General features: G+C 39.9%; 26 protein-coding genes and 3 pseudogenes. 27 read left to right on the top strand and 2 right to left on the bottom strand.

The window, feature by feature from the left end; genetic code table 11:
- Positions 1 to 3: 3 nt before the first annotated feature.
- From KI343_RS11280 to KI343_RS11205, 16 genes and pseudogenes are all read left to right on the top strand, one after another.
- Positions 4 to 1,227 (top strand): cysteine desulfurase, encoded by a 1,224-nt coding sequence (locus KI343_RS11280; RefSeq protein ID WP_212926558.1) that lies wholly within the window; start codon positions 4 to 6, stop codon positions 1,225 to 1,227.
- Positions 1,214 to 1,642 carry a Fe-S cluster assembly sulfur transfer protein SufU gene (sufU, locus tag KI343_RS11275; protein ID WP_212926519.1) on the top strand — a complete coding sequence of 143 codons (429 nt, stop codon included), beginning with the start codon at positions 1,214 to 1,216 and terminating at the stop codon, positions 1,640 to 1,642. The genes KI343_RS11280 and sufU overlap by 14 nt, the downstream gene beginning before the upstream one ends.
- A gap of 39 nt (positions 1,643 to 1,681) precedes the next feature.
- On the top strand, positions 1,682 to 3,079 hold the full coding sequence (sufB, locus tag KI343_RS11270) for a Fe-S cluster assembly protein SufB (RefSeq protein WP_212926518.1): 1,398 nt from the start codon (positions 1,682 to 1,684) through the stop codon (positions 3,077 to 3,079).
- Positions 3,080 to 3,529: 450 nt separating this feature from the next.
- Positions 3,530 to 3,854, top strand: a pseudogene (locus KI343_RS11265) (DMT family transporter).
- 21 nt (positions 3,855 to 3,875) lie between these two features.
- Positions 3,876 to 4,223 carry a DMT family transporter gene (locus tag KI343_RS11260; protein ID WP_212926517.1) on the top strand — a complete coding sequence of 116 codons (348 nt, stop codon included), beginning with the start codon at positions 3,876 to 3,878 and terminating at the stop codon, positions 4,221 to 4,223.
- Between the two features lie 421 nt (positions 4,224 to 4,644).
- Positions 4,645 to 4,761: a YezD family protein gene (locus tag KI343_RS11255; RefSeq protein WP_374705432.1), complete on the top strand. Its 117-nt coding sequence runs from the start codon at positions 4,645 to 4,647 to the stop codon at positions 4,759 to 4,761.
- A gap of 130 nt (positions 4,762 to 4,891) precedes the next feature.
- Positions 4,892 to 5,605, top strand: coding sequence for a phosphoadenylyl-sulfate reductase (locus tag KI343_RS11250; protein WP_212926515.1), 714 nt, complete (start codon positions 4,892 to 4,894; stop codon positions 5,603 to 5,605).
- A 32-nt stretch (positions 5,606 to 5,637) separates the two neighbouring features.
- Complete coding sequence (gene sat, locus KI343_RS11245) at positions 5,638 to 6,783, top strand: sulfate adenylyltransferase (RefSeq protein WP_212926514.1); 1,146 nt, start codon at positions 5,638 to 5,640, stop codon at positions 6,781 to 6,783.
- Between the two features lie 37 nt (positions 6,784 to 6,820).
- Entirely contained in the window at positions 6,821 to 7,897 is a 1,077-nt protein-coding gene (locus tag KI343_RS11240) for a sulfate permease (RefSeq protein ID WP_280530133.1), read from the top strand.
- A gap of 50 nt (positions 7,898 to 7,947) precedes the next feature.
- The gene (cysC, locus tag KI343_RS11235) at positions 7,948 to 8,568 is read left to right on the top strand and encodes an adenylyl-sulfate kinase (RefSeq protein WP_244856890.1); all 621 of its coding nucleotides are present in this window, start codon (positions 7,948 to 7,950) and stop codon (positions 8,566 to 8,568) included.
- Between the two features lie 76 nt (positions 8,569 to 8,644).
- Entirely contained in the window at positions 8,645 to 10,471 is a 1,827-nt protein-coding gene (locus KI343_RS11230) for an assimilatory sulfite reductase (NADPH) flavoprotein subunit (RefSeq protein ID WP_212926513.1), read from the top strand.
- A 20-nt stretch (positions 10,472 to 10,491) separates the two neighbouring features.
- On the top strand, positions 10,492 to 12,213 hold the full coding sequence (gene cysI, locus KI343_RS11225; RefSeq protein WP_212926512.1) for an assimilatory sulfite reductase (NADPH) hemoprotein subunit: 1,722 nt from the start codon (positions 10,492 to 10,494) through the stop codon (positions 12,211 to 12,213).
- A 152-nt stretch (positions 12,214 to 12,365) separates the two neighbouring features.
- A complete protein-coding gene (cobA, locus tag KI343_RS11220; RefSeq protein WP_212926511.1) occupies positions 12,366 to 13,847 on the top strand; it encodes a uroporphyrinogen-III C-methyltransferase in 1,482 nt (493 codons plus the stop codon).
- 81 nt (positions 13,848 to 13,928) lie between these two features.
- Positions 13,929 to 14,699, top strand: a complete 771-nt coding sequence (locus KI343_RS11215) for a sirohydrochlorin chelatase (protein ID WP_212926510.1) — start codon at positions 13,929 to 13,931, stop codon at positions 14,697 to 14,699.
- A 4-nt stretch (positions 14,700 to 14,703) separates the two neighbouring features.
- The gene (locus tag KI343_RS11210; protein WP_212926509.1) at positions 14,704 to 15,318 is read left to right on the top strand and encodes a precorrin-2 dehydrogenase/sirohydrochlorin ferrochelatase family protein; all 615 of its coding nucleotides are present in this window, start codon (positions 14,704 to 14,706) and stop codon (positions 15,316 to 15,318) included.
- 495 nt (positions 15,319 to 15,813) lie between these two features.
- Positions 15,814 to 18,126 (top strand): polyprenyl synthetase family protein, encoded by a 2,313-nt coding sequence (locus KI343_RS11205; protein WP_244856889.1) that lies wholly within the window; start codon positions 15,814 to 15,816, stop codon positions 18,124 to 18,126.
- Between the two features lie 153 nt (positions 18,127 to 18,279).
- On the opposite strand, the gene tlp is transcribed toward KI343_RS11205, so the two are convergent.
- A complete protein-coding gene (gene tlp, locus KI343_RS11200) occupies positions 18,280 to 18,540 on the bottom strand; it encodes a small acid-soluble spore protein Tlp (RefSeq protein ID WP_212926508.1) in 261 nt (86 codons plus the stop codon).
- A 194-nt stretch (positions 18,541 to 18,734) separates the two neighbouring features.
- On the opposite strand from tlp, the pseudogene KI343_RS20145 reads away from it, so the two are divergent.
- The 11 genes and pseudogenes from KI343_RS20145 to KI343_RS11155 all read left to right on the top strand — a co-directional run.
- Positions 18,735 to 18,869: pseudogene (locus KI343_RS20145) on the top strand (hypothetical protein); the annotation flags it as partial.
- A 2-nt stretch (positions 18,870 to 18,871) separates the two neighbouring features.
- Positions 18,872 to 19,111, top strand: a pseudogene (locus tag KI343_RS11195) (SMI1/KNR4 family protein); the annotation flags it as partial.
- Entirely contained in the window at positions 19,089 to 19,379 is a 291-nt protein-coding gene (locus tag KI343_RS20140; protein WP_280530131.1) for a DNA/RNA non-specific endonuclease, read from the top strand. The pseudogene KI343_RS11195 and the gene KI343_RS20140, both read left to right, overlap by 23 nt.
- On the top strand, positions 19,369 to 19,527 hold the full coding sequence (locus KI343_RS20135) for a DNA/RNA non-specific endonuclease (protein WP_244856892.1): 159 nt from the start codon (positions 19,369 to 19,371) through the stop codon (positions 19,525 to 19,527). The genes KI343_RS20140 and KI343_RS20135 overlap by 11 nt, the downstream gene beginning before the upstream one ends.
- 19 nt (positions 19,528 to 19,546) lie before the next feature.
- Positions 19,547 to 20,002, top strand: a complete 456-nt coding sequence (locus tag KI343_RS11185) for an immunity protein YezG family protein (protein ID WP_212926554.1) — start codon at positions 19,547 to 19,549, stop codon at positions 20,000 to 20,002.
- Positions 20,003 to 20,308: 306 nt separating this feature from the next.
- Positions 20,309 to 20,491: a hypothetical protein gene (locus KI343_RS11180; RefSeq protein WP_212926506.1), complete on the top strand. Its 183-nt coding sequence runs from the start codon at positions 20,309 to 20,311 to the stop codon at positions 20,489 to 20,491.
- Between the two features lie 755 nt (positions 20,492 to 21,246).
- On the top strand, positions 21,247 to 21,420 hold the full coding sequence (locus tag KI343_RS20130) for a hypothetical protein (RefSeq protein WP_244856888.1): 174 nt from the start codon (positions 21,247 to 21,249) through the stop codon (positions 21,418 to 21,420).
- 154 nt (positions 21,421 to 21,574) lie between these two features.
- Positions 21,575 to 22,003 carry an SMI1/KNR4 family protein gene (locus tag KI343_RS11170; RefSeq protein WP_212926505.1) on the top strand — a complete coding sequence of 143 codons (429 nt, stop codon included), beginning with the start codon at positions 21,575 to 21,577 and terminating at the stop codon, positions 22,001 to 22,003.
- Positions 22,004 to 22,243: 240 nt separating this feature from the next.
- The gene (locus tag KI343_RS11165; protein ID WP_212926504.1) at positions 22,244 to 22,486 is read left to right on the top strand and encodes a hypothetical protein; all 243 of its coding nucleotides are present in this window, start codon (positions 22,244 to 22,246) and stop codon (positions 22,484 to 22,486) included.
- Positions 22,487 to 22,494: 8 nt separating this feature from the next.
- Positions 22,495 to 23,382 carry an HNH endonuclease signature motif containing protein gene (locus KI343_RS11160; protein WP_212926503.1) on the top strand — a complete coding sequence of 296 codons (888 nt, stop codon included), beginning with the start codon at positions 22,495 to 22,497 and terminating at the stop codon, positions 23,380 to 23,382.
- 81 nt (positions 23,383 to 23,463) lie between these two features.
- Positions 23,464 to 23,916 carry a YrhA family protein gene (locus KI343_RS11155; protein WP_212926502.1) on the top strand — a complete coding sequence of 151 codons (453 nt, stop codon included), beginning with the start codon at positions 23,464 to 23,466 and terminating at the stop codon, positions 23,914 to 23,916.
- A gap of 378 nt (positions 23,917 to 24,294) precedes the next feature.
- Here KI343_RS11155 and KI343_RS11150 read toward each other — a convergent pair whose 3' ends face one another.
- The gene (locus KI343_RS11150; RefSeq protein ID WP_212926501.1) at positions 24,295 to 25,551 is read right to left on the bottom strand and encodes a DUF5068 domain-containing protein; all 1,257 of its coding nucleotides are present in this window, start codon (positions 25,549 to 25,551) and stop codon (positions 24,295 to 24,297) included.
- Positions 25,552 to 25,557 lie beyond the last annotated feature (6 nt).

The following is a 25,557-nucleotide window of genomic DNA, read 5'->3' as shown; positions in this document are numbered from 1 at the left end:
TCCATTGACGTCAAAGCCATTAAGGAACAATTTCCTATTCTTCAGCAGGAAGTAAATGGGCATCCCTTAGTATACTTGGATTCTTCCGCAACTTCACAAAAACCGATCCAGGTGATCGAAGCGGTGAGTGATTATTATAAATATAATAATTCAAATGTTCACCGCGGCGTGCACACGCTTGGTTCAAGAGCAACGGATCAGTATGAAGGGGCGCGCGAGAAAGTTCGGGAATTTATCAATGCAACAAGCACAAAAGAAATTATCTTTACCCGAGGCACAACAGCAGCACTTAACTTGGTAGCAAGCAGCTATGCAAAAGAAAATGTTGGCCCTGAGGATGAAATAGTGATTACGCCAATGGAGCACCATAGTAATTTGATTCCTTGGCAGCAAGTTGCTAAAGCGACTGGAGCTCGTTTAGTATATTTGCCATTACAAGAAGATGGTACGATTTCGCTGGAAGATGTCAAAAACACGGTTAACGAAAAAACAAAAATTGTTGCTGTCGCGCATGTATCCAATGTCCTGGGAACAATTAATCCAATTAAAGAAATAACGGAAATTGCACATCAGCATAATGCTATTATGGTTGTAGATGGTGCGCAGGGTGCTCCGCATATGAAGGTGGACGTACAGGCTATCAATTGTGATTTTTATGCTTTCTCTGGTCATAAAATGTGTGCCCCGACAGGTATTGGCGTACTTTACGGGAAACAGGAACTTTTAGAAAACATGGAGCCGATCGAATTTGGCGGCGAGATGATTGACTTTGTAAATCTATACGATTCCACGTGGAAGGAACTTCCTTGGAAATTTGAAGGTGGTACACCAATCATCGCGGGGGCGATTGGACTGGCAGCAGCAATCGACTTTCTTCATGAAATCGGGCAAGATGAGATATTAGCTTATGAAACAGAGCTGGCAGCTTATGCGTTAGAGCAGATGCAGACAATTGATGGTATCCAGATTTATGGACCGAAGAAACGAGCAGGTCTGGTTACCTTTAATTTAGATGATGTCCATCCGCATGATACAGCGACTGTTCTTGATGCGGAAGGAATCGCTGTTCGAGCAGGTCATCATTGTGCACAGCCCTTGATGAAATGGCTGGATGTAACAGCAACAGCAAGAGCTAGTTTTTATCTCTATAATACCAAAGAGGATATTGACCTTTTAGTAGCTGGGCTATTAAAGACAAAGGAGTATTTTGGGAATGGCTTTGAATAACCTCGATACACTTTACAGACAAGTTATTATGGACCATTATAAAAATCCGCGTAACAGAGGAAGTCTGGAGAAAGAATCTGTGACTGTGGATATGAACAATCCAACCTGTGGAGACCGCATTCAGTTACAATTAGATGTACAAGATGGCATTGTAAAGGATGCAAAATTCCAAGGAGAAGGTTGTTCGATTAGTATGGCATCCGCATCAATGATGACACAGGCAATTAAGGGAATGGAAGTGGAAGAAGCGCTTCATATGTCGGAAGATTTTTCAAAGATGATGTTGGGCGAAGAGATTGATTCGGAAGAAATGGGAGATATTGAAGCACTTCAAGGAGTTTCCAAGTTCCCTGCACGAATTAAATGTGCGACACTCGCTTGGAAAGCAATGGAAAAGGGTGTCCACAACGAATAAGACAGAAGCTTTAATGCTGTCAGAAGGAGGTTATTAACAATGGCAAAAAATATGCCGGAAATCGAAGAGTATAAATACGGATTTCATGATAAAGACGTATCTATTTTCCGTACAGAAAAAGGATTAACGCCAAATGTTGTTAAAGAAATATCTAAAATGAAGGAAGAGCCACAATGGATGCTTGATTATCGTTTGAAAGCATTAGAGCATTTCTATAATCGTCCAATGCCGCAATGGGGCGGAGATCTTTCTGGTTTAGATTTTGACGAAATTGTTTATTATGTAAAACCTTCTGAAAAACAAGGTAGAACGTGGGATGAAGTACCTGACGAAATCAAGCAGACTTTTGATAAATTAGGTATTCCAGAAGCAGAGCAAAAATATCTTGCTGGTGTTTCAGCCCAGTATGAATCAGAGGTTGTTTACCATAGCTTAAAAGAAGATCTTAAAGATCTTGGTATCGTCTTTAAAGATACAGATACTGCCCTAAAAGAAAACGAAGAATTGTTCAAAGAATATTTCGGAACAGTTATCCCTTATTCAGACAATAAGTTTGCTGCATTAAACTCAGCAGTATGGTCTGGAGGATCGTTTATCTACGTACCGAAAGGCGTAAAAGCAACGACACCATTACAGGCTTACTTCCGTATTAACTCAGAAAATATGGGACAATTTGAACGTACCCTTATTATTGTAGATGAAGAAGCATCTGTACACTATGTAGAAGGTTGTACAGCGCCGGTATATACAACAAACTCGCTTCACAGTGCAGTTGTAGAAATTATTGTTAAGAAAGATGGCTATTGCCGTTATACAACCATTCAAAACTGGGCTAACAACGTATATAACTTGGTTACAAAACGTGCAACTTGTGATGCGAATGCAACCATGGAATGGATTGACGGAAACATTGGTTCTAAATTAACAATGAAATATCCAGCTATCCTTCTAAAAGGAGAAGGTGCACGCGGAAATACACTTTCTATCGCTTTAGCAGGAAAAGGGCAATTGCAAGACGCAGGTGCGAAAATGCATCACTTGGCTCCAAATACGTCTTCCACCATTGTTTCTAAATCAATTTCTAAACAAGGCGGGAAAGTATCCTACCGCGGTTTAGTACACTTTGGACGTAAAGCAGATGGCGCTCGTGCAAATATTGAGTGTGATACACTTATTATGGATAACGAGTCAACATCAGATACAATTCCTTATAACGAAATCCTTAACGATAACATTTCCTTGGAACACGAAGCAAAAGTTTCTAAAGTATCTGAGGAACAGCTTTTCTATCTAATGAGCCGCGGCTTAACAGAAGAAGAAGCAACAGAAATGATCGTTATGGGCTTCATCGAACCATTTACAAAAGAGCTTCCAATGGAATATGCTGTTGAGATGAACAGACTTATCTCATTCGAAATGGAAGGTTCTATCGGTTAATACTTTAAAAAGCTGGATAACAAACTGGCTGGATTAAAAAAGTGGCTTCTGCGGAAGTCACTTTTTTAGTGTGTCATAAAAAATCTTTGGCTATTCAAAATAGGTTCTTCACCAAAAAATCTATGTTTGACAAACTATTGATAACGGGAACTGCCACAAAGCGGCATATATTTCTGAAGCGCGTATTCGCATAGATGAAGTTTGGCATTTGCGGGATAAGAAACACTTGTTTTTCAGCCTCTTTTACATAGCGTTTATGGATTGCAAAAGAAATCATCCAGAGGGTACAATAATAATGTTTGCAAAAATTAGGAGAGATTATGCATCCTATCAAGCAAAAAAACAGCATCTGAGTTTAAATAGTTGATATCATTCAAGTTGCATGCTGCTCCTTGAGGTAGACAACATTATTCAACAATGAATGAAAATGAAAAAATGCGAGGGATAATCATGAATGGATACTTACTATTAATAATAGCAATCATTGGCGAAGTATTTGGGAGTTCCATGCTTAAAGCATCGAATGGATTTAAAAAAATACTGCCCACCTTTGGAATAGTGATTGGTTATGCAGTGGCGTTTTATATGCTATCTTTATCATTAAAGGCGATTCCACTTGGAACGGCTTATGCGATTTGGGCAGGATTAGGAACAGCTCTTACTGCTTTAGTAGGAATTATCATATACAAAAGAAGGCTTCAACAGTAAAAAAATTTTAGGGCTAAGTTTAATCATTGGGGGAGTTATTATCTTAAATCTAGGTGGAACACATTAATTAAAAAAGGACGGATTAGTAATGAGAGCGTATATCTTTTTGACGATATCAATTTTAGGAGAGGTATTTGCGACAACTTTGTTGAAGGTATCGGATGGATTCACGGTATTGCTTCCCGCTATCGGAGCAATTGTTGGATACGGCGTTTCCTTTTTCTGCTTAGGTTTAACACTTAAGACAATGCCATTAAGTCTGGCTTATGCGATTTGGTCTGGGGCAGGTACTGTATTAACTTTATTTGTAAGTATTGCGTTATGGGGTGAAGTTTTAAGTGTTCTTAAGATAATAGGTATAATATTAATCATAAGCGGAGTGGTTGTATTAAATACTTCGAATAGTCGGGAGAAAGCGACAGCATCCTCCAATTAAATTATAATCACCTTTTTATCAAACGATTATGAATGATTGCGAGACGCTCGAACCAAAGCGCAAGATATAACATAAAATGAAACCTTACTACCCATCCATTAAATCATAAGGGATGGGTGTTTGATTAACTGTCTGCGAGAAGAAATAAATTTTAATAGACCAGAACCTCCATTTTTTACTCCATAGGCCATATCCTCTTTTAAAGTTCTTGCATTTCAATTTCCAAAGAATTAAAGTGTTATGATTAAATTTTTTGTTTATTTTGTTAAAAATTTTATAGAATGATTGACAAAAGATGAATTTCTGGATAGAATACTACTAAACTAATAAATCTTATCAAAATACAAGGGATTAAACTTCCTCAAGAATTAAAAATGATGGGGAGGAAGCAAACGTGACGAAAAAACAAGAAGTTAACGATTTGTGTTCAAAGGTGAAGGAATTATTAGAAGGTTTGAATTATGGTACAATTACGCTTGTCGTTCAAGATGGAAAAGTCATTCAATTGGAGAAAAATGAAAAGGTTCGATTGAAGTAAAATCAAAATAAAGTGACACTGCTGACTAGACAACTAGAGGCGGCGTTCACTCCAAGAAGAAATTCTGGAGGAGCGGCGCCTTTTTTTAATGGTCAGGCGTTGTCTTTAGCGGAATAGGGTGTGAGAAAAAATGAAGATAACTTATCAGCAGGCAGTAATCGAGGATTATGAAGCGATTAATCAGAAGCTTGAGAAGAAGGATAGTCTCGAGATTCTAAAATGGGCGTATCAAACGTATGGCGATGAGATTGTTTATGCTTGCAGCTTTGGGGCTGAAGGGATCGTATTAATCGATATGATTCATAAGGTGAAAAAGGATGCGGTCATTGTTTTTTTAGATACAGATTTTCATTTTAAAGAAACGTATGAATTAATTGACCGAGTGAAGCAACGTTATCCAACCCTGAAGATTGAGATGGTTAAACCCGAACTGACACCGGAAGAACAGGCGGAAGCTCACGGTCCTGCGTTATGGAAGGTAAATCCGGATCTCTGTTGTAAAATCCGCAAGCTGGTTCCTTTAGAGCAGGAATTAAATAAATACACCGCTTGGATATCTGGTTTACGGCGGGAGCAATCGCCGACAAGAGCCAATACCCAATTTGTCAATCAAGACCGGCGCTTTCAATCTACCAAAATTTGTCCTTTGATTCATTGGACGGAAGAAGAAATTTGGATGTATATCAAATTGCACCAGCTGCCTTACAATGAACTTCATGATAAGAATTATCCAAGTATTGGCTGTGCCTATTGCACAAAGGCTGTTTTAAATGGAGAAGATACAAGAAGCGGCAGATGGGCGAATACAAACAAAACAGAATGCGGTTTGCATCAAGACAGATAAGAAGAATTTGATGATTATTGGAGGTAAACTTTATGTCAACAATTACGCCACATGGAGGCACATTGATTCAACGGTATGAACCGGACTACGATACCAAAGGGATTACACAGGAACTGGAATTAGATTCCTTTGCGCTTTCAGACTTAGAACTAATCGGTATTGGGGCGTTCAGTCCTTTAACAGGTTTTATGGGGAAAGCAGATTATGGGACAGTCGTAAGAAATATGCGTTTAGCTGATGGCACGGCCTGGAGTATCCCAATCACTTTACCTGTAACAGAAGAGGCTGCAGATGCGCTGGAAATTGGAAAACCAGCAAAGCTTATCTACAACAATGAAGTTTATGGCGTGATAGACGTCAAGGAAGTATATGAACCGAATAAACTGGCAGAAGCAGAACAGGTATATCAAACAGCAGATAATAATCATCCAGGAGTAAAGAAGCTGTTTGCGCGCCCGGATTACTATGTAGCTGGACCAATCACTTTAATAAAACGGGTAAAGCGCGACCGTTTTGAAACGTACTACCTTGATCCAAAGGAAACAAGAGCACAGTTTGACAAGCTGGGCTGGAAGCAAGTCGTTGGCTTTCAAACAAGGAATCCTGTTCATCGTGCACATGAATATATTCAGAAGGCAGCGTTAGAAATTGTTGATGGGTTGTTCTTAAACCCCCTCGTCGGAGAAACCAAAGCAGACGATATCCCAGCTAACGTAAGAATGGAGAGTTATGAAGCTCTCTTAGCAAAATATTATCCGCATGATCGGGTATTTCTCGCTGTATTTCCAGCTGCAATGCGATATGCCGGACCAAGAGAAGCCATATTTCATGCACTAGTGCGTAAAAATTATGGATGTACCCATTTCATTGTCGGGCGTGATCATGCAGGGGTTGGGGATTATTATGGAACTTATGACGCTCAATTGATTTTTCGAAATTTTACGGAAGCAGAACTTGGCATCAGACCGCTCTTTTTTGAGCATAGTTTTTATTGCAAAGCATGTGGAAATATGGCATCCACGAAAACATGCCCGCATGATAAAGAAGATCATGTCATTTTGTCCGGAACAAAAGTACGGGAGATGTTAAGCAATGGAATTACTCCTCCTCCTGAATTCAGTCGGAAAGAAGTTGTTGAGGTGCTTATCCGGGGAATGAAGAAAAAAGTGAATGCGTAGTGCGTAGCCTAGGGAAGAGGGAGAGAGGTGTGGCATCATGCTGATAGCTGTTGCCTTTATAATTGCTTTATTCTTTGCAATGAACATCGGAGCCAGTGGGACAGTTGCCTCTATGGGGCCAGCCTATGGAAGCGGCGCAATTCCTAAAAAACGTGTTGCCATGATTCTAGTCGGTGTTTTCGCGTTGTTAGGCGCATTATCTGGAGGGGAAGTCGTTCGGACAATTGGTCAAGGAATTGTTCCTGGTGAGGTGCTGGATATAGAAATTGTTGTCATTGTATTAGGCGCTGCCTGCTTGACTTTATTTATTGCGAATATGCTTGGCATTCCATTGTCTACGAGTGAAGTAGTCGTGGGTGCAATTGTCGGTGTAGGTGTGGCCTACCAGTCTCTGTTCTGGGATTGGCTGCTTGTGATTGTTTCCTTCTGGCTTATCACTCCATTTATCGCTTTTTTTATCGGTTTGATTTTTGGCAAATGGATACGCTACGCAGAAAATCGCTGGAAAGACTTGACTGGTACCGGAAAGTGGAGAAAACCGCTAGCTTTCTTACTTATCGCTGCCGGCTGTATCGAGGCTTATGCCGCTGGAATGAATAATGTTGCCAATGCCGTCGGTCCATTAGTAGGCGTTGGATTGTTGGATGTGACCACGGCTGTCTTGCTCGGGGGAATCTTTGTATCACTTGGAGCGGTACTGCTGGGCGGACGCGTGATGGAAACAAACGGGAAAAAAATTACGCAGCTTTCCCTGCTGCAAGGAAGTGCGGTTTCCTTAACTGGAGGGAGTCTGGTAATAACAGCATCTGTGTTTGGCTTGCCGGTGCCGCTGACACAAATAACCACCTCTGCTATCGTCGGGATTGGCACAGCAGAGAAAGGGTTTCATATGTGGCAGCAGAGCATTATCAAGCAAATTATCAAGGTGTGGATCGTTTCCCCTGTTTTTTCGCTGGTGATGTCTTATGGACTCATTCTTCTATTCAAGCAGGCTGATTACTATTCACTCTTTGTGATCACGTCCGTTTTCATTGCGACAGTAGGTTTCTATAGTCTATATTTGTCAACTCGCGCAGAACGCCGCTCGACGTATGACGAAGGCGGAGGAATTTAACACATTTAAAACAGAGTAAACATATAAGAATAAAAAAGGTGGGTGCTGATTTGAAACAGGAAGCAGAACATATCGTGTGGCATGATACAGCAGTACAGAAAAAAGACCGGCAGCAGCGAAACGGGCATGGAAGTTGTATTTTGTGGTTTACCGGACTTTCAGGAGCCGGGAAGTCAACATTAGCAAACGCCTTGGAGCACCGGCTGTTTGAGCAAGGTTTAAATAGTTATGTGCTCGATGGGGATAATGTCCGGCACGGGTTAAATCAAGGGCTTGGTTTTAGCGAAGAAGACCGAAAAGAGAATATTCGGCGGATAGGAGAAGTGGCAAAGCTGTTTATCGATGCTGGTTTCATTGTTTGTACCGCATTTATTTCTCCTTTTGCAGAAGACCGGAATAGGGTGCGTGCTCTGGTGGAGGAAAATGAATTTGTTGAGATTTATGTCCGGTGCGCTTTGGAAGCCTGTGAAGACCGTGATCCGAAAGGGCTCTATAAAAAGGCGCGTACAGGTGAGATCAGTAATTTTACCGGAATCAGTTCTCCTTATGAGGAGCCGGAACGTCCAGAATTGGTCGTTGACTCGGACCAACTCTCGATTGACGCCTGTGTTGATAAAATTATCGCATTTTTAAAAGAGAGAAATCATTTGCCTGTGGAAGCAGATATATAGGTTATTCGGCATTTCAAATTTCAAGGCGCTAACAATAAAAAAATTGATAAAAAATAACTTTGTGAGGTAGATAACGTTGCAATTTCAAGTGAAAAATAGTCCATTTAATGAAGAGCAGGTTGATCTGCTCAATCGTCTTTTTCCGACATTGACGGAAACACAACAAATTTGGCTGGGAGGCTATCTGTCTGCAGTAAAAAATGTGAACCAAAGTGCACAGGTAACGGATGCGGCCCTCGCTGGTCCACAGTCTGCAAATGAAGCAGAGGCAGCTCCTGTAGAAGTTACGGTTCTCTTTGGCTCGCAGACAGGAAATTGCCAAAACTTAGCGACAGGCTTGTCAGAACAATTAGAGGAAAAGGGAATGAAAGTGACACTTGCCTCGATGAATGACTTTAAGCCAAACAAACTCAAAAACATTGAAAATTTACTGGTTATTGTAAGTACGCAGGGAGAGGGAGACCCGCCGGATAACGCGATTCAATTTTACGAATTTCTTCACGGCCGCCGTGCTCCGAAACTGGAAAAACTCAACTACTCCGTCTTGGCGTTAGGGGATAGCTCCTATGAACAATTCTGTGAAACAGGCAGAAAGTTTGATGAGCGATTAGCAGAGTTGGGAGGAACGAGACTTGCAGATCGTACAGATTGTGACTTAGATTATGATGAGCCAGCTGCAGAATGGTTTGAAAGTGTGTTAAACAAACTTTCTGAATCGCAGGTGTCCGTTCAAGTTCAACCTGATGCAATAGTCTCTGCAGCAGCAGAATCATCGACATTTTCACGTACGAATCCATTCGAGGCAGAAATCTATGAAAATATTAATCTGAATGGACGCGGTTCAAATAAAGAAACTTATCATATGGAGTTATCCTTGGAAGGATCAAATCTTCAATATGAACCAGGTGATAGCATTGGAATCTATCCTGAAAATGATCCAGAGATGGTTGATGCGCTGATCAAAGAAGCGGGATGGAAACCAAATGAACTTGTTCCTATTAATAAGAAGGGGGAAGAAGTTCTCCTGCAGGAAGCGCTCCAAAAGAATTTTGAAATTACCGTCTTGACGAAGCCATTACTGCAAAAAGTAGCTGCATTTACACAGAATCCAGAACTGCAACATCTGCTGGAGCCGGGGAACGAAGCAGCCGTAACTGAGTATATCCACGGTCGTGATTTATTAGATTTGATTCGCGATTATGGGATTGCTGGCGCCCCAGCTAAAGAATTTATTACCTTATTACGTAAAATGCCGCCGCGACTTTACTCTGTAGCCAGCAGTTTAAAGGCAAATCCAGAGGAAGTTCATTTGACAATTGGGGCGGTCCGTTATGAAACATACGGCAGAGAAAGAAACGGTGTGTGTTCTGTACAATGTGCGGATAGGAAAGAGCCGGGGCAAACGCTATCTATCTATGTTCATAACAACCCGAACTTTAAACTGCCGGCTGATCCCAGCACACCAATTATTATGATTGGTCCAGGAACAGGAATTGCACCATTTCGTTCCTTCGTGGAAGAGCGAGAAGTTATGGAAGCAGAAGGGAAATCATGGTTATTCTTTGGAGGCCAGCATTTTGTCACTGATTTTCTTTACCAGACAGATTGGCAACGTTGGTTAAAGAGCGGTGTATTAACAAAGATGGATGTTGCTTTTTCCCGCGATAATGCAGAGAAAGTATATGTTCAGCACCGCATGCTGGAGCAAAGCAGGGAGCTTTACGAGTGGCTGGAAGATGGAGCAACGGTCTATGTATGCGGTGATGAGAAGCACATGGCGAGTGATGTTCATGATACGTTAGTGACCATTATTGAAAAGGAAGGGAATCTCACTACCGATGAGGCCCAAACTTATTTAGATAATATGCTGCAAGAGAAACGTTATCAGCGAGATGTTTACTAAAAGGGGAGGGAGAACAAGAAATGACCAACGATAAAGTCATTCCAACACAAGATGGACCACCAAGTGATGTGGAACGGATTAAAAGAGAAAGCAATTATTTACGGGGAACATTATCGGAAACATTGGAGGACCGGTTAAGCGCTGGTATTCCAGACGACGATAATCGCTTAATGAAATTTCATGGAAGTTATTTGCAGGATGATCGCGATTTACGGACAGAACGGCAGCGCCAGAAACTGGAGCCTGCCTATCAATTTATGGTACGTGTCCGAGTACCGGGAGGAGTAGCGACCCCGGAACAATGGCTGGTTATTGATGAATTGGCGAGGGAATATGGGAATCATACTATCAAATTGACGACAAGACAGGCGTTTCAAATGCATGGAATCCTGAAATGGAATATGAAAAAAAGTATAAAGCGTATTAATGAAGCTTTGATGGATACCCTTGCTGCTTGCGGGGATGTGAACAGAAATGTGATGTGTAACCCGAATCCGGATCAGTCCGAGGTCCATGCGGAGGTTTATGAATGGTCGAAGGTTTTGAGCGATTATTTGTCACCGCGCACGAATGCGTACCATGAGATTTGGCTTGATGGGGAGAAGGTTGTTGACTCCAAAGAAAATGAAGAAGTGGAACCGATGTATGGGCCGGTTTATTTACCAAGAAAGTTTAAGATTGGGCTTGCGGTGCCGCCATCCAATGATATAGATGTCTTTTCACAGGATCTAGGTTTCATTGCGATACTGGAGGATGGACGATTGCAAGGATTTAATGTGGCAGTAGGCGGAGGCATGGGCATGACACATGGAGACACCAACACTTATCCGCAGCTCGGAAGAATCATCGGCTTCTGCAGACCGGAGCAAATTACGGATGTTGCCGAAAAAATTATTACTATCCAACGTGATTATGGAAATCGTTCTGTGCGAAAGAATGCACGCTTCAAATATACAATTGATGCGCGCGGACTTGACTGGCTCAAGAGTGAACTTACCGAACGTCTGGGATGGCAGCTGGAAGAAGCCCGTGATTTCCATTTTGATCATACCGGTGATCGCTATGGCTGGGTAAAGGGAACCAAGAACCATTGGCATTTAACCCTTTTTATTCAGAATGGGCGAATTCAAGATAAAGATGATTATCAATTGATGACGGGGTTGCGTGAAATTGCCAAAATTCATACCGGAGATTTCCGTTTGACACCGAATCAAAACTTGATTATCGGAAATGTCTCCAGCGAGAAGAAAGAGGAAATTGCCGAGCTTGTAGCGCAATATGGTTTGGCAGATGGGAAAGAGCAATCTGCATTGCGGAGAAATTCCATGGCTTGTGTAGCTTTTCCGACCTGTGGGCTAGCGATGGCTGAATCAGAACGTTATTTGCCTGCATTATTAGAAAAAATTGAAACCATGCTGGAAGAAGAAGGACTCCGTGATGAAGAAATTGTCATTCGAATGTCAGGTTGTCCAAATGGCTGTTCCCGACCGGCGTTAAGCGAGATCGGCTTTATTGGAAAAGCGCCTGGCAAGTATAACATGTACTTGGGTGCAGGTTTTTCTGGTCAACGCTTAAATAAGCTCTATCGCGAGAATATTGGGGAAAAAGAAATTTTAGAAACGTTGCAGCCGATTATACGTCACTATGCGAAGGAACGCTTAGACGGGGAGCACTTCGGTGATTTTGTTATCCGTACAGGATATGTGAAAGCTGTTACCTCGGGATTAGACTTTCACGATTAATTGTTTGAAATAGTTACCTTGAGACAGAGGGGCAGGACTGGATTTGCCGCCCTGCTCTTCTTTTTATTCTAAAGTCGATGTCTCCAGCTGGAAAATAGGTTCTATTTGATAGAACACGAAACAAGGAAAGCGAAAAGAGGGTGAAATAAACAATGAAAAAACAGGGATGTGTTTATCTTATCGGAGCGGGTCCTGGAGATATTGGGTTATTAACATTAAAAGGCTATACGTATTTAAAGCATGCTGATGTCGTTTTATACGACAGGCTGGTTAACCCTCTCTTACTGGAACATGCCTCACCTCAGGCGGAAATGATTTATTGCGGAAAGATGCCAAAGAAGCATATCCTGCGTCAAGAAGCGATTAATGCGTTATTAGTGCAGCATGGCTTAGAAGGTAAGAATGTAGTGCGTTTAAAAGGCGGCGATCCAAGTGTATTTGGCAGGGTTGGCGAGGAAGCAGAAGCACTAAAAAATGCAGGTGTTCCCTATGAAATTGTTCCGGGAATAACAGCAGGAATCGGAGCTGCTGCCTATGCAGGCGTGCCAGTTACACATCGTGAACATAGTCTCTCCTTTGCTGTGATCACAGGCCATGACAAGTCTCCAGCAGGCGAGCCGTTGATTGATTGGAAAGCCTTGGCAAATGGAATTGATACGATTGCGTTTTATATGGGAATCGGGAATCTGCCTTATATTGCAGAACAACTGACCTCACATGGCCGATCATCCGAAACCCCGGTCTTACTCATTCAGTGGGGGACGACGGGAAAGCAGAGAACCCTGCTAGGAAGCCTTGGAACCATTGTAGAGCAAGCAAAGGCAGACCATTTTAAAAATCCTGCCATTATTTTAGTGGGCGAGGTAAGCAAATTAAAAGAGGGAGAAAGCTGGTTTGAAAGCAAGCCGTTGTTTAGTCAGCATCTGCTGCTAGGACGGTCGAGTGAAGAAATGAGTGAAATCGGTGCGCGTTTAAGAGACAAAGGGGCAGAAGTCTTTGAGTTTCCGCGGATGCAAATAAAAAAGCAACTGCTGAGAGAAGCGGATATCCCGGTTCATCATGATTTGCTCTTTCTTTCCCCGGCAAGTGTAGAAGTTTTCTTTGCGTCTTTACAGGCAAATAACATGGATATTCGGAGCATTCAGGGAGAATTCTATGGTCTGTCTAAAAAAACAGTAAAGGCTTTAGAATCGTATCATTGTCTGGCAAGACAAATTTCAGAACGAGATTCGAATGCATCCCGGCTGGTGATCCTGGGTGATGCAGGTTGGATTGGAAAAGAAGAACTTCTATCTTTCGCTGAGGAGCAAGATTTTATTGTTACCCATGCATATGACCGTGTACCTCAAACGGAACAAACCTTCAGACGCCTCCGTGACGAAGAGCGAATGGATACAATCATTTTTCCTAACGCCCGTTCTGTCGAAACAGTTACTGCTGGTTTACAAGCGTGCGGAGAGTCTCCAGAAATGATCAGCAGTTATACACGTATTATTTGTTTTGGAGAAAAATCAAAGCAGGCTGCTGTGCGTGCTGGCTATACGGTGCATACAGTGCTGGCTCAGCCGACAGAAGAAGCTTTGCTAGAAGTACTTTTGAAAAAAGAAGCCTTGCTTGAAGCTGCTCTTTCCTAATGATAGAAGAGCGGCGACTGAGATAGCAAGGTATGAAAGCCTTGAGAGTTGAAAGGTAAATATGGAAGAAGGTGAACCTGCATGCAGGCAATTTTATATATTGGGCATGGAAGCCGTGTACAGCAAGGAAATAAAGAGCTGTTGGCTTTTGTTGAAAAGGCGAAGAAAAGTAATCCGCACATTAAAATTCAGGAAACATGTTTTATTGAGCTTGCTTCACCGACGATTCAAACGGGCGTAGACAACTGTATTTGGCAAGGGGCAACACAGATTGCGGTTGTGCCTGTCCTGCTTCTCTGTGCAGGGCATGCAAAGCAGGACATTCCAAAAGAAATAGACCAGGCCAAAAACAGATATCCAGACGTCACATTTTCATATGGCAAGGTGATGGGGGTCGACCCAGCAATGATTGATGTACTTAACGCACGCCTTGAAATGGGCGGACTTGCAACGAAAAGCCAACCCCCCGTTTATGAAGAAAGGGAATCGGTTTCTGTATTACTTGTTGGCCGCGGCAGCAGTGATCCGGATGCCAATAGTGATCTTACCAAAATTGCACGCTTATTATGGGAAGCTGCTCCAGTGCGAGAAGTAGCAACCTGTTACCTTGCTGCCACGCATCCGACATTGGATGAAGGGCTCGAACAAATGGTGGAAAGTGCCCATCCCCGTGTATATGTTGTCCCGTATTTGTTATTCTCAGGCGTATTGATGAGGGAATTGCGACAGAAATTAGATGAATTATCTGCAAGCACAGATAAACAATTTATACTCTGTCCCTATTTAGGATTCGATGATCAGCTGGTTGATGTTCTGGTCGACCGGGTCAATGCCCTGCTGGAGGAAAGGTGAGCCGATGCGAATTCCTATTCTTTTCGAGATGACAAATAAAACGGTAATTGCAGTTGGAGGGGGAGCCGTTGCAGCAAAAAAGCTGAAACACTTTATAGGCGTTGGAGCAGATATTACGATTATTGCACCATCGCTTCACCCTGCCTTACAGCAATTGTATGAAAACGGGCAGATTCAATGGCAGAAAAGAGAGGTCAGAGAGGAGGAACAATTTGACAGTCTGCTCCTCCTGTTAATGACAGAAAAGAAAGAATTGAACCAGTCTCTTTATGAAAAGAAACTGCCGCATCAGCTTGTTTACGTAGCCAACGATGCACAGAAAAGCGATATCCATTTTCCCGCAACACTTCAAAAAGGCCCATTAACCATGGCCCTTTCCACAGACGGTGCCAGTCCTGCCTATACAAAACAGCTTAAGAACAGACTGGCTGAACAGCTCCCGGCTGACATTGAAGGTGACCTTTATTTTTTAAAGCAGGCCAGAAAAATAATCCTTGCTGATCCATCTCTGGCAGAGCAGAAGAAACAGCTGCTGCAGCAAATTTCAACCGAAGAATTTCTAAGGCAAGAGAATCGGGATCAGCTCTTAGAAGCCATGCTTGAAGACGCCAGACAGTAATAAATGCCGGAAATAAAAAGAAAATAAGAACTGATCAAAGGCTAGAAATCACTTGATCAGTTCTGCTGATCACCTCAGGCCAAGGCGCTCCAACTTAGGTTGAAAGCGCTCGAAATCCAGCCAAAGCGCTCCAATCCAGGTCAAAGTCGCTCTAAATCCAGCGAAAGCGCTCCAATCCAGGTCAAAGTCGCTCGAAACCTGGTTAAAGCGCTCCAACTCAGGCCAAAGTCGCTCTAAATCCAGCGAAAGCGCTCAACCCCAACCTAGGCTAAAACCGCTCGAAATCCTAAATCGCTCCAATCCAGGCAAGAACCGCTCCAGATTCAGCCAAACCGCTCCACCCCAAGCCAAAAGCGCTCCAACCTCAAGAAATATACCCTCTAAAAGGTTATCTACGCTCTATTTAATAATGTAAAGGTTAAGTAAATTTTTTGCTCAATAAATGAGCGTTTTTCGTTCCTCATGTTATAATTAGAAAAAATATGAGGACGGAACATGTTAATGGGTAAAGATTATTTTCAAATGATGCAAGAACAAGCGAAAAACTATTTTCATTTATTGCGGGCGCAAGTACATCAAGAGGACTTTGCAGCAACGTTGATAGAGAGTCTTCAGCAGTATCAGCAAGCAAAAAAGAAAAGCTTAATAAATACAGATAAGTGGAAACAGCAGCCAAGTAATTTATTTATTTCCCAATTAGCCAAAATGGGGCAGCTTGATTCCTATTTGTTTCGGAGTGTATCTTATATCTATTTCCGAGATCTTGGCCGGGATATCACCACGGAATCTATGCGCCGGAGGATAGCGGATATCACAGAGGGGATAAAGCATTATTTAGACGGGAAACAGCAACACGTTTCTTTCCATATGGCAGAGTTATACCAATTTGCAGAGAAAGAATCCCTGGAGCCGGTTTTCTTTTGGGTTACAGATAAACTGAAATACATCTCTGCAATCCTTCCTGAAGGCTTTGATAAAAATGAAGCGAAACGAAAAATAATCAAGATTATTGCTGGCGTTATTATTCATGAGATCGAGGAATTAAAAGACGAAACATCAGCTCAAGTAAGAAGGCAACAATTAGATCAAGCGGTTCGCATTGGTTATTATTATGGTTTAACCTATCCGTTAATTGACGATGTTCTAGATGCGGATGTTTTGACGGAGGCTGAAAAGAAGGCATTTGCCTATTTTATCCGGCAAACATTATTAACTGGTGAAGTTATACCTATAAAAGCATCGGATTGGCAGGAAAACCATTGGGAGTTTATTTCCGCTGTGTATGATGGGTTGTCGGAAGCATTCACTTATTTGAAGGCTTGTCAGCCAATAGAGCGCAACAGGGATTTCTTAGATAACGCCTATTTGTTTTTTGAAGGGCAAGAACAGGACCGCCAAAAACAGTTAGATAATAGCAGTTATACAAATGAACAACTGTATGTTCCTGTAATTTTAAAATCAGCTTCTTCCCGGCTGATTGTGCGTTCTTTCCGGGCTTTTTCTAAGGATGACAAGATAGAAAAGAATATGTTTCATTATGGAATTTATAATCAGCTGGCAGACGATTTAGCTGATTTTGATGAGGATTTAGCTAATCGCAGTGTAACGCCCTACACCTATTTTGTAACACATCATCATCAGAACCAAAACGTAATGAATCCATTTGCGATGTATTGGTCTGTTATTTATTATTTTGTTCACACGATTTATGGAGGGAAACCAGAGATTCGGGATATTATATTGGATCGAGCCATCAATGGTCTTAAACGTTTAAAGCAAAGGCTGGGTAAAGAACGCTATCAAGCTTTTATGCAGCAGTTTTCTTTTGATACGAATTTTGATAAAACACTAGAAAAAGTAATAAACCGCAGTCAAAATGTGGCCTTCTTTGATAAATGGATCCGTGATCAATTTTTAGATACATTAAGGCAAAATGAGCAATCTAAGGAACAGTTTGTCTCTAAAATGAAAGAGATAAAGGAACAGTTAGAAGGGCACCTCAGCCTGGAATCAATAGAAAATACGTTAGAACAGGCAGCAGAGTACAGCTTAGGAGGTAATGCCAAACGCTTGCGGCCGATTATGACTTGGATTATGGCGAAGGAAGGCTTTAACTTACCGGACCAGATGATACTGCCACTAGCAAAATCAGTGGAGTATATGCATACAGCTTCCCTTATTTTCGATGATTTACCGTCACAGGATAATGCATCCACAAGAAGGGGAAAACAGACGCTGCATGAGAAGTATAACCATGCAGTAGCTGAACTGACAGGACTTTGGATAACGCAGCGGGCAGTAGAGGAACAAACTACAATTAAGCATGCAGACCCGGAGCGGGTATTAGAACTAATTGCTTATTCGACCCGGACAACACAAGATATGTGCAAGGGACAATTACTTGATTTAAATGCAAAAGAGAAACAGTTAACGCTTGAATCGTTAAAAGAATTATCCGTTTATAAGACGAGCCTCGGTTTTGAAGCAGCACTGATGATGCCGCTTATCCTGGCTGGTGCATCCGCAGACCGGAAGCAAGCGGTTAAACATTTAGCTTATCACGCTGGTATTGCCTTTCAAATTAAAGATGATTTATTGGATTTAACAGGTGACGCTATGCTGTTGGGGAAACAGCCAGGACAAGATCAGCGGAATAAGAGTGCAACTTTTGTCTCTATTCTTGGTCAGGAACAGGCACAAAAAGAAATGTGGAAACACTACTTAGCGGCTAGGGATTATCTGACCATGCTTCCAGATGTTCCTTTCTTTTATCAGCTGCTAGATTATCTGATATTTCGCGAGCACTGATACTCATAGAATAACTGATGTAGGCAGCACTTTGGGTCTGCAACATTTAAACCCGAATAAAATTCACGTTTTAGAACAAACTAGAGTGTGAATTTTATCCGGGTTTTATTATTCTTCAATCATTTGCTTGAATACTGACTGAAGTCTTTTCTGTTATTCCAATTCGTTTTGGTCCAAGTTTTGTGATGCGTAATTCGCTTCGTCTTTAATTTCGTCTCGAAGCCCATCAATGGTTTCTCTGCGTCTTTCATTCTTATTTTTGATTTTTTGCTTCTCTTGCGAACTTATTTCTTCTGCATGTGCTTTTACGTAATCTTCAGCTTCATCCATATTTTGCATCGTATGGTCGATGGTATTTTGAATTTTTTCTACGTTATCAGCGCGATTGTCTGGTTTTGGTTTCGGGTTTGTCATCACTATCTCTCCTTTTTTAAGATAATTCAATGATAGCTTCTCTAAATGGTTCTTTTTTATGTATCATTTTATGAATTTTTATAAAGAAAGAAGGGTGATAATATCTGTGGAGTCGTAACGGATGGAGATCATCTCTGTCATTCAATCCACTCCCTCATAATTTATTGTTGGAAAGATATTTATACTATTTACTTAATATAATTGAAAATACTTTTGGCGGAGAACATGAGTGGTGGAATATTCATCTAGCAAGATTTCCTAATGAACATCAAGCAAGTATTCACGGTGTAGGTTCTCCAGCAAATAGAATTTTTAAAGGGGGAAAATGAAAGTGAAGTACAGTTACTTAGCTTCTAATGTAAATAATAGTTTTTATTCAGTATCTATAGAGGAGATTAGAGACGTTGAAGAATCTTTAAAATTAAAATTACCTAAAGAATTAGTTGAGTTCTATCTTGAAGTTGGTTATGGCTTTATTAAGGGTTCAAAGTATAATGTTAACCGTATAATGAGCCCAAAATCTATCCGAGACTTTCGGTTAAAGCAAAATGATTTTGAATTTTTCCCTAATAAATATTCGATATCAAACAGGGGAATACGATTACTTTTATGAGACAGATAATTTAGGAAGAATTTCTAAGTTTGAAACAGATAACCTACAACTCACAGAACGTGAAGCTAGATTACCACATAGCAGGAATACGCCGGGGAAAATAAAAGGAAAAGACCATGGAGGGCATATAGTAGCCGATCGGTTTGAAGGTTCTTCTAAATATGATAATTTAGTTTCAATGTTATTAGATATTAATTTAAAAAAAGTACAAAGAGATAGAGGATAAATGTGCAAGAGCTTTAAAGGAGACGCCACCTAAAAAGGTAACAGTAGATGTCGAAATTATATATGACAAAAATAATTTACGACCTGAAAAATTTAATGTCAAATATACAATTGATGGTGAACCATATTCTGAAGTTTTTCTAAATTGATTTAAGGAGTGATATAATGATGGAGGAATTTGAAGCTAAATTTAGTGAATTACAAGCAGATATGGTATCTATTTGTATGGAATATGTAGAAAATAGAGCAGATAAAATATATGTGTATGCTTCGTGTGAAAGAAATCTGATTTCTAGTAAATTCTTTTATCTAATTAATAATAAACTTGTAAAAAGTCATAAACTGAACGATGCTTTGAAGCAAGGTGAAAAAGATTATGATGTATCTTTGGATCGAGGGTTTATGGTGTTAGACATCATAAATGAAGATATAGAAAAAATAAAAAAAATATGTGAAGAGTACAAAAAAGATATGCCTACGGAAATGAAATTAATTTATGATGTCAGAAGTGGAAAATTCAAAGCAGAATATAAATATGATTTTGTTTATACGGATAAGGATCATAAAACAGCAAGTGATATTGCTGATGAATGGTTTGAAGAAATAAAGAGTAATAATATTTAAGTATAAATGAAATAAAATAGGAATAGCATTAATTAAAATTAAAAATGTTTTTACCGCAGCCTAGTACCGATTTTGAATAGTGCTAGGTTGTTTTTATCCTTGTATTCTATCTTATTAAGCATTTGAAATTGAATGTACAGGTAGATAACGATCTTAGTGTGGCCAATCGAGTAAAAGAGGCTCAAAAACTAGCGTAAGTCGGGTTCAGCAATTAAAGAATAGTTTGCAAAATGGTGTTGCAGTGATTGGCAAAGAACCAATAGGAGCGGTAATGGATGTAGGGATGTAGATAGTGTCATCCAGGCGGTGATAAATAAACTTCCAATATCGGTACGTCAGGTAGAAAATACTGCAATGGAAGAAAAATCTTTTGTAGTCGTATCGAATGATGGCAGGCAAACCTTTAACTTTTTTGAAAACACGACTCGGAATGCAATGGATGCAGTGAAGAATTCGGATAGTTTCGTGGGGCTAGTGGAAGTCATTTAGATTTAGATAATGTTCCTAGAATTATAGAAGTCCCTTATGGAGAACATTATATAAAAGATGGGCGAAGAAAAGTATTAAAACCGAACGTTAAGTATACAAGTAAAGAAGGTGAGTATGGCATTCAGTATGTACCACCCTTGCAATCTTTTTTACCACGGAATGTGGAGAGTTTTACCACCTTTTGTGGAAGGGTTTACCATTTCTGATCATAGGCCGTCCTAATATTCCATCTATGACTATAATGACCTGTTCAACTGGAGAATAAGCACTGATTAACCACAGTGTTAACTGCTTGCCCTTGACCGCCAGCGGAACTTAGAAGTGATTGTCCGTGGTACCTATTTGAGCGGATGAAGTCCTAAAGGCTGCTTTTTCTCCATCCGCCATTAAAACCACTACCACGGATACAAACAAGGTCAAGGGTGGTGGAATGGTTGCTATATCATGCATGAAACAGTTTATTCCACTTCATTGGCTTGTCTCTGTATTGTATGGTGAAGAGCTCTGCAATAAGTGGTACATTTCTCCGCAAAGGGTGGTAAAAAAGATGGCACAAGTGGTAAAAATCGTCCGCCGTACTCAAAGAAGGATACAATTATACAACAGATAGTCAAGGTAGGATAGATAGAGTTGATGGGAACCTTGTGCTGGGAGAAGGTAAAATAAATATTACTCGGAGTGTAGAGTATAATGCAGGTAAAGATGGCACAGGATTTACCTATAAGGTATATCAAAGAGGAGATATTAAGTGGAATATGGTTCGAACAAAAGGTGCTAAAAAAGGCCACGGGTTAACAAATGCTGAAGCATCTGCGAAATACGGACTTGCCCCTATCCTTGATGATACAGGTATTGTTGCAACGTTGCATCATTCACAGCAAAAGGGTGTTGGACCACTATATGAGGCTTCAACTAGGTATGTATCATAATATCAGTAATGAAAAAAGAGCTCCACTACATCCTTTTAAGGGAAGGTTAAACCCATTTTATCCAATGGAGGAACAACTAGAGGAGCATTTCAAAAAGTAGATTCCATTAATTATTGGAAAATACGAGGAGAAGAAGCTTTAGGAGGAAAATAATATGAGTATTTTGCCTGAGAGATTAGATGAAGTTCTAGGAGAAGAAATATATAAGCGTGAAGATAGCAATCTAGTAAAGGATGCTCTAATAAGGCTAGATGTATACGTGTCAGAGACTTTCCAAAAATTTTATATTCAGTATGCAGGACCTTTTTGGGAAGAGCATGTGCCTTTTGAATTACTAGATATAGTAGATGAAGAAAATAATATTGAATCATACACACTCTTTTCTAGAAAAGAACATGGTTTCCCGAAGCAGTACCTAGTTTTAAGTGAAATGTCAGCAAATGCTGTATTAGTGCTGGATACTGTACCAGATAAAGTATATACAGTTAATTTTGAGGGTGGAGATGAACTGCTTTTAAAAGGGGAACTAAAGGAAACTTGGTCATCGTTTTTTGAGTTCTTAAAAGCATATTTTAATTGTTAATTATGAATCAATAAAAAAATAATTCATAGATACTTAAAGTCTTAATTGGTATTATAAATTGGAATCTGTAAAGTAGACAATGAAAATTAAAATATTTCAGTTTTAAGCCTGGATGACACTGATATTCTAATTGTGTCAGGCTGTTTTATATGTATAGGAAAGTAGGGAGCGTTCGAGTCTAGGGCATATTGTAGGGTGGGAACTCCATCAGGAAAGAACTAGCCACTCAGATGTCCATCGATGTTAAACAAATCGTCAATCAGAATAGCACAAATAGAAAATGCCGCTACAGAAGAAAGGTCTTTAGGGGTCGTACCGAATGATGGTTCGCAAACGTTCCATTTCTTTGAAAACACGGCGAAGAATGCAGTGAATGCTGTGATGAAATCGGATATGTTTAGTGGGACTAATAGTATCAGTGTAGATAATAGGATTATTCCAGGGGCATCAGGAGTTTTTCAGGTGGAAATTCTACTAGATTAGGAAAAAACTTGACGGAAGAAATGGGACTTAAGCGCTCTATAAAATGGAGTGGTTATCAAGCACAACATGCATTACGGGCGGCGCTAGGACCTTTAATGTCGGTACCGGGTATTCGTATTGCAGGTCAAACCAAAACCCTTGTCCGTAATGCGGAAAGTGTAACTAACGCAACCAGAAGCGCTGTAGCAAAAGGTGTAAATACAGCGATTACAGTCAAAGAAGGTGCGAATACAGCGGCTAACTGGGGAGCTCTTCGTTTCAGAAGTTTGGGGAATGCCATTCAAAATAGAGCAGTCACAGCCACGGACAATATGGTAGAAGGTGTGAAGAAAGGCACGAATCAGCTGAAAGAAGGATACGAAGTGCTTAAGTCTGGCCTTCAGCCAAAGATGGCGACAACAACAGTGCATGTAGTAAGTGATACAGGTGCAGAAAGTTTTGCTTATAGAGAAGCAGGGGAATCTGTTCGGCTGGAGCAGTGGAAGCGAGTTGCTGAGGGGTCTGTGGGTGAAGGATCTAATAGTATTAATAATTTCACATGGAAGTTAAGAGGAAAAGATGTTACATTACAAAACATTCAAACTGTTAATATAGAATATATTAAAAGAAATGCCGAAGAGCTAAATCATTTAAGGAATGAATTTAACCGTACAATAAGAAAAGACTTTTTAAAAAATCTAGGTGAGAATACTGATTATCTTAAGAATGCTGGCTTTTCAAAGACAGATATACTTAAATTACAGAACGGTAGGGTTCCAGACGGTTGGCAAGTTCATCATAAAATTCCTTTAGACGGTGGTGGAACAAATAGCTTTGATAACTTAGTATTAATTAAAAATGAACCATATCATAAAGTAATTACTAATATTTTCAAAACAGTTTTTCAAGAGAGTTAAACGCAGGGCAGATAAAAAATGTGGATTGGCCATTAATAGACGGAGTAATTTACCCACCAAAACACTGAAGGAGTGAGAAGTATGTGGCAAAGTAAGTTAAATGAGATAAAGCGGGAAAAAAAATTATACGAAGAAGAAATCAACATAGGCGCAGTAGAAAAAGAAATTTCTGATTTTGAAAAGAAGGTATTGGAGGAGTTTAAATGTAAGCTTCCAGAAGATTATAAGGATGTCTTAAGAATTATTAATGGTATAGAATTCAATGGCTTTATATTGTACGGTATTGATGAAGAAATTCTTAAAGATAAACCTAATCAACAAATTAATGGGTTTTTAGAATTAAATCATATTTGGCATGAGAACGTGGAACAGAAAAAATATTTATTTTTAGGTGAAAGTAATATTAGCTGGTATGTGTATGATTTAAAGAGCAGGAAATTTTTAGAACTAGACAACCCTTCTGGAGAAAAAATTGGAGTATTTAAAAATTTTAATGAGTTATTTACTAACTTATTAGAGGATGCATTATCGTAATTTAATAGAAAAGAAAGAGTTTCTTATATTAATAGCTTCTGATGAGAAGGTGCTAGGACATATATGTAGATGATACTCGCGACCACAAATATGGTCATTTATCATAGAAATTCTTTCAAAATCTTTTATCCTATTCGGGCATCTATGGTATATCAAAGAGCAGAATTTGGTTTCATTTCCTAGTCTGTTTGACCACACAAAAAAGAAAAGTGCGCCAAGGTAGTTTTTCCGCATGATAACACGTTCTTTTTGGTAGATTTGGTTAGTATCATAAATTTACCAAAAGTTCAGTGTTCATGCGGATTTTATTTACCTTTTTTGATTTTAGAGTGGACACCAAGAGCAACTATTTCAGAAATGCTACACTAGTCTTTTTACTTATTTTAAATCGAAAGTGACTACGTGTCCTTTAGAAATATCTTCATAATCTAAGTTATTCATTGGACCAATTTCAATTTCTATGCTTTTATCTTTCCAAATTTTTTCATACATTTCTTTATCTAATAAGAAAGTTTGTAATAACTCTCCTTTTTCACCGGCGGCAATATTTTCCTCATACTCATATGGACTAAGAAAAGACTCGTTTCGTAAATATTGTGTGCCGTCATTAAGAAATATTCGTGATGAAGTATTGTCCATACCAATTTCCTGATCACCCTGATTATCTATTTCAAACCTTACAGTAGCTACTACTAGATTATCAGGGTCTTCAAAACGATCTGCTTCATATTCATTTGGGGTGAAATCAACAAATTGATAACCATCCAATGTAATCGTTACATCACCTAATTCGTCACTTTCGCCAATTCCATCTTCCTGCTCAATCATTTTTTTATCGCCCATGTTATCTTTACTGATTTTATCTTGGTAGAAGTCTTCACTTTCTACTTTAGCGCTTTTTTCAGCACTTTCATCCGTTAGTGGCAGCGTCAATTCTGTACTCTGGCCAACCGTAAATTCTTTAGAGACCTCTTCAGCATCCGTAAATGGCGTTGAAATCTCTATCGTGACATTTCCTTCTTCGAGTATTCCTTCTAATTGTTCTTCACCAAAAGAATGAGCTAAATAACCTGTATATTCTTTACCAGCTTCAAGCAATTGTTCATTAGGGACAGATATCATGTCAGATAATTGTTCATCGAGTGGAATCAGATTTCGATTAATCCCAGTAGTTTTATTTCCACCAAAATAATTCACATAGTAATCCGGTGTATAGTATAAGTCCTGATCAGAATCATTCTTTACAGTGAATTCTGTTAAAAGAACACCACCATCCGTTTGATCATCGAAAGGAATACTAAAATCAGTATGTATATCTTTTAATTCTACTAATTGATAAGCATTTAAAGTTACTGTTACATCTTCCATTTCGTGTGTTTGAGTTTCATCATTTTCAAAGAGAGGAGCCGCAGTACCTTCTGTTTCCTCTTCCATCCAAGCAACTAAAGAATCAAAATTGGAATTTGTGCTCGTTTCTGTTTGTTTTTCATCAGCAGTATTCTCTTTTTGCTCGGAATCTGCTCCACCGGAAGAAGTGTCTTCATTATTTCCTTCTTCATCTTGTTCTGTGTCCTTTGGTTCTTCCTTCTCATTTTCTTCTTGATTTATTTCTTTAGAACTACTTCCGATAATCATACCAAC

Origin of the sequence: Oceanobacillus sp. J11TS1, from assembly GCF_018333215.1 — a bacterium.
Lineage (GTDB): Bacteria > Bacillota > Bacilli > Bacillales > Amphibacillaceae > Oceanobacillus.
This window is presented reverse-complemented; position numbering and strand designations above follow the sequence as displayed.

Coding starts and splice junctions, on each gene's coding strand:
- sufU (WP_212926519.1), top strand. CDS start 1,214: ATGGCTTTGAATAACCTCGATACACTTTACAGACAAGTTATTATGGAC.
- sufB (WP_212926518.1), top strand. CDS start 1,682: ATGGCAAAAAATATGCCGGAAATCGAAGAGTATAAATACGGATTTCAT.
- KI343_RS11260 (WP_212926517.1), top strand. CDS start 3,876: ATGAGAGCGTATATCTTTTTGACGATATCAATTTTAGGAGAGGTATTT.
- KI343_RS11250 (WP_212926515.1), top strand. CDS start 4,892: ATGAAGATAACTTATCAGCAGGCAGTAATCGAGGATTATGAAGCGATT.
- sat (WP_212926514.1), top strand. CDS start 5,638: ATGTCAACAATTACGCCACATGGAGGCACATTGATTCAACGGTATGAA.
- KI343_RS11240 (WP_280530133.1), top strand. CDS start 6,821: ATGCTGATAGCTGTTGCCTTTATAATTGCTTTATTCTTTGCAATGAAC.
- cysI (WP_212926512.1), top strand. CDS start 10,492: ATGACCAACGATAAAGTCATTCCAACACAAGATGGACCACCAAGTGAT.
- cobA (WP_212926511.1), top strand. CDS start 12,366: ATGAAAAAACAGGGATGTGTTTATCTTATCGGAGCGGGTCCTGGAGAT.
- KI343_RS11215 (WP_212926510.1), top strand. CDS start 13,929: ATGCAGGCAATTTTATATATTGGGCATGGAAGCCGTGTACAGCAAGGA.
- KI343_RS11210 (WP_212926509.1), top strand. CDS start 14,704: ATGCGAATTCCTATTCTTTTCGAGATGACAAATAAAACGGTAATTGCA.
- KI343_RS11205 (WP_244856889.1), top strand. CDS start 15,814: ATGTTAATGGGTAAAGATTATTTTCAAATGATGCAAGAACAAGCGAAA.
- tlp (WP_212926508.1), bottom strand. CDS start 18,540: ATGACAAACCCGAAACCAAAACCAGACAATCGCGCTGATAACGTAGAA.
- KI343_RS20140 (WP_280530131.1), top strand. CDS start 19,089: ATGATTTTGAATTTTTCCCTAATAAATATTCGATATCAAACAGGGGAA.
- KI343_RS11185 (WP_212926554.1), top strand. CDS start 19,547: ATGGAGGAATTTGAAGCTAAATTTAGTGAATTACAAGCAGATATGGTA.
- KI343_RS20130 (WP_244856888.1), top strand. CDS start 21,247: ATGGTTCGAACAAAAGGTGCTAAAAAAGGCCACGGGTTAACAAATGCT.
- KI343_RS11170 (WP_212926505.1), top strand. CDS start 21,575: ATGAGTATTTTGCCTGAGAGATTAGATGAAGTTCTAGGAGAAGAAATA.
- KI343_RS11165 (WP_212926504.1), top strand. CDS start 22,244: ATGTTAAACAAATCGTCAATCAGAATAGCACAAATAGAAAATGCCGCT.
- KI343_RS11155 (WP_212926502.1), top strand. CDS start 23,464: ATGTGGCAAAGTAAGTTAAATGAGATAAAGCGGGAAAAAAAATTATAC.
- KI343_RS11150 (WP_212926501.1), bottom strand. CDS start 25,551: ATGATTATCGGAAGTAGTTCTAAAGAAATAAATCAAGAAGAAAATGAG.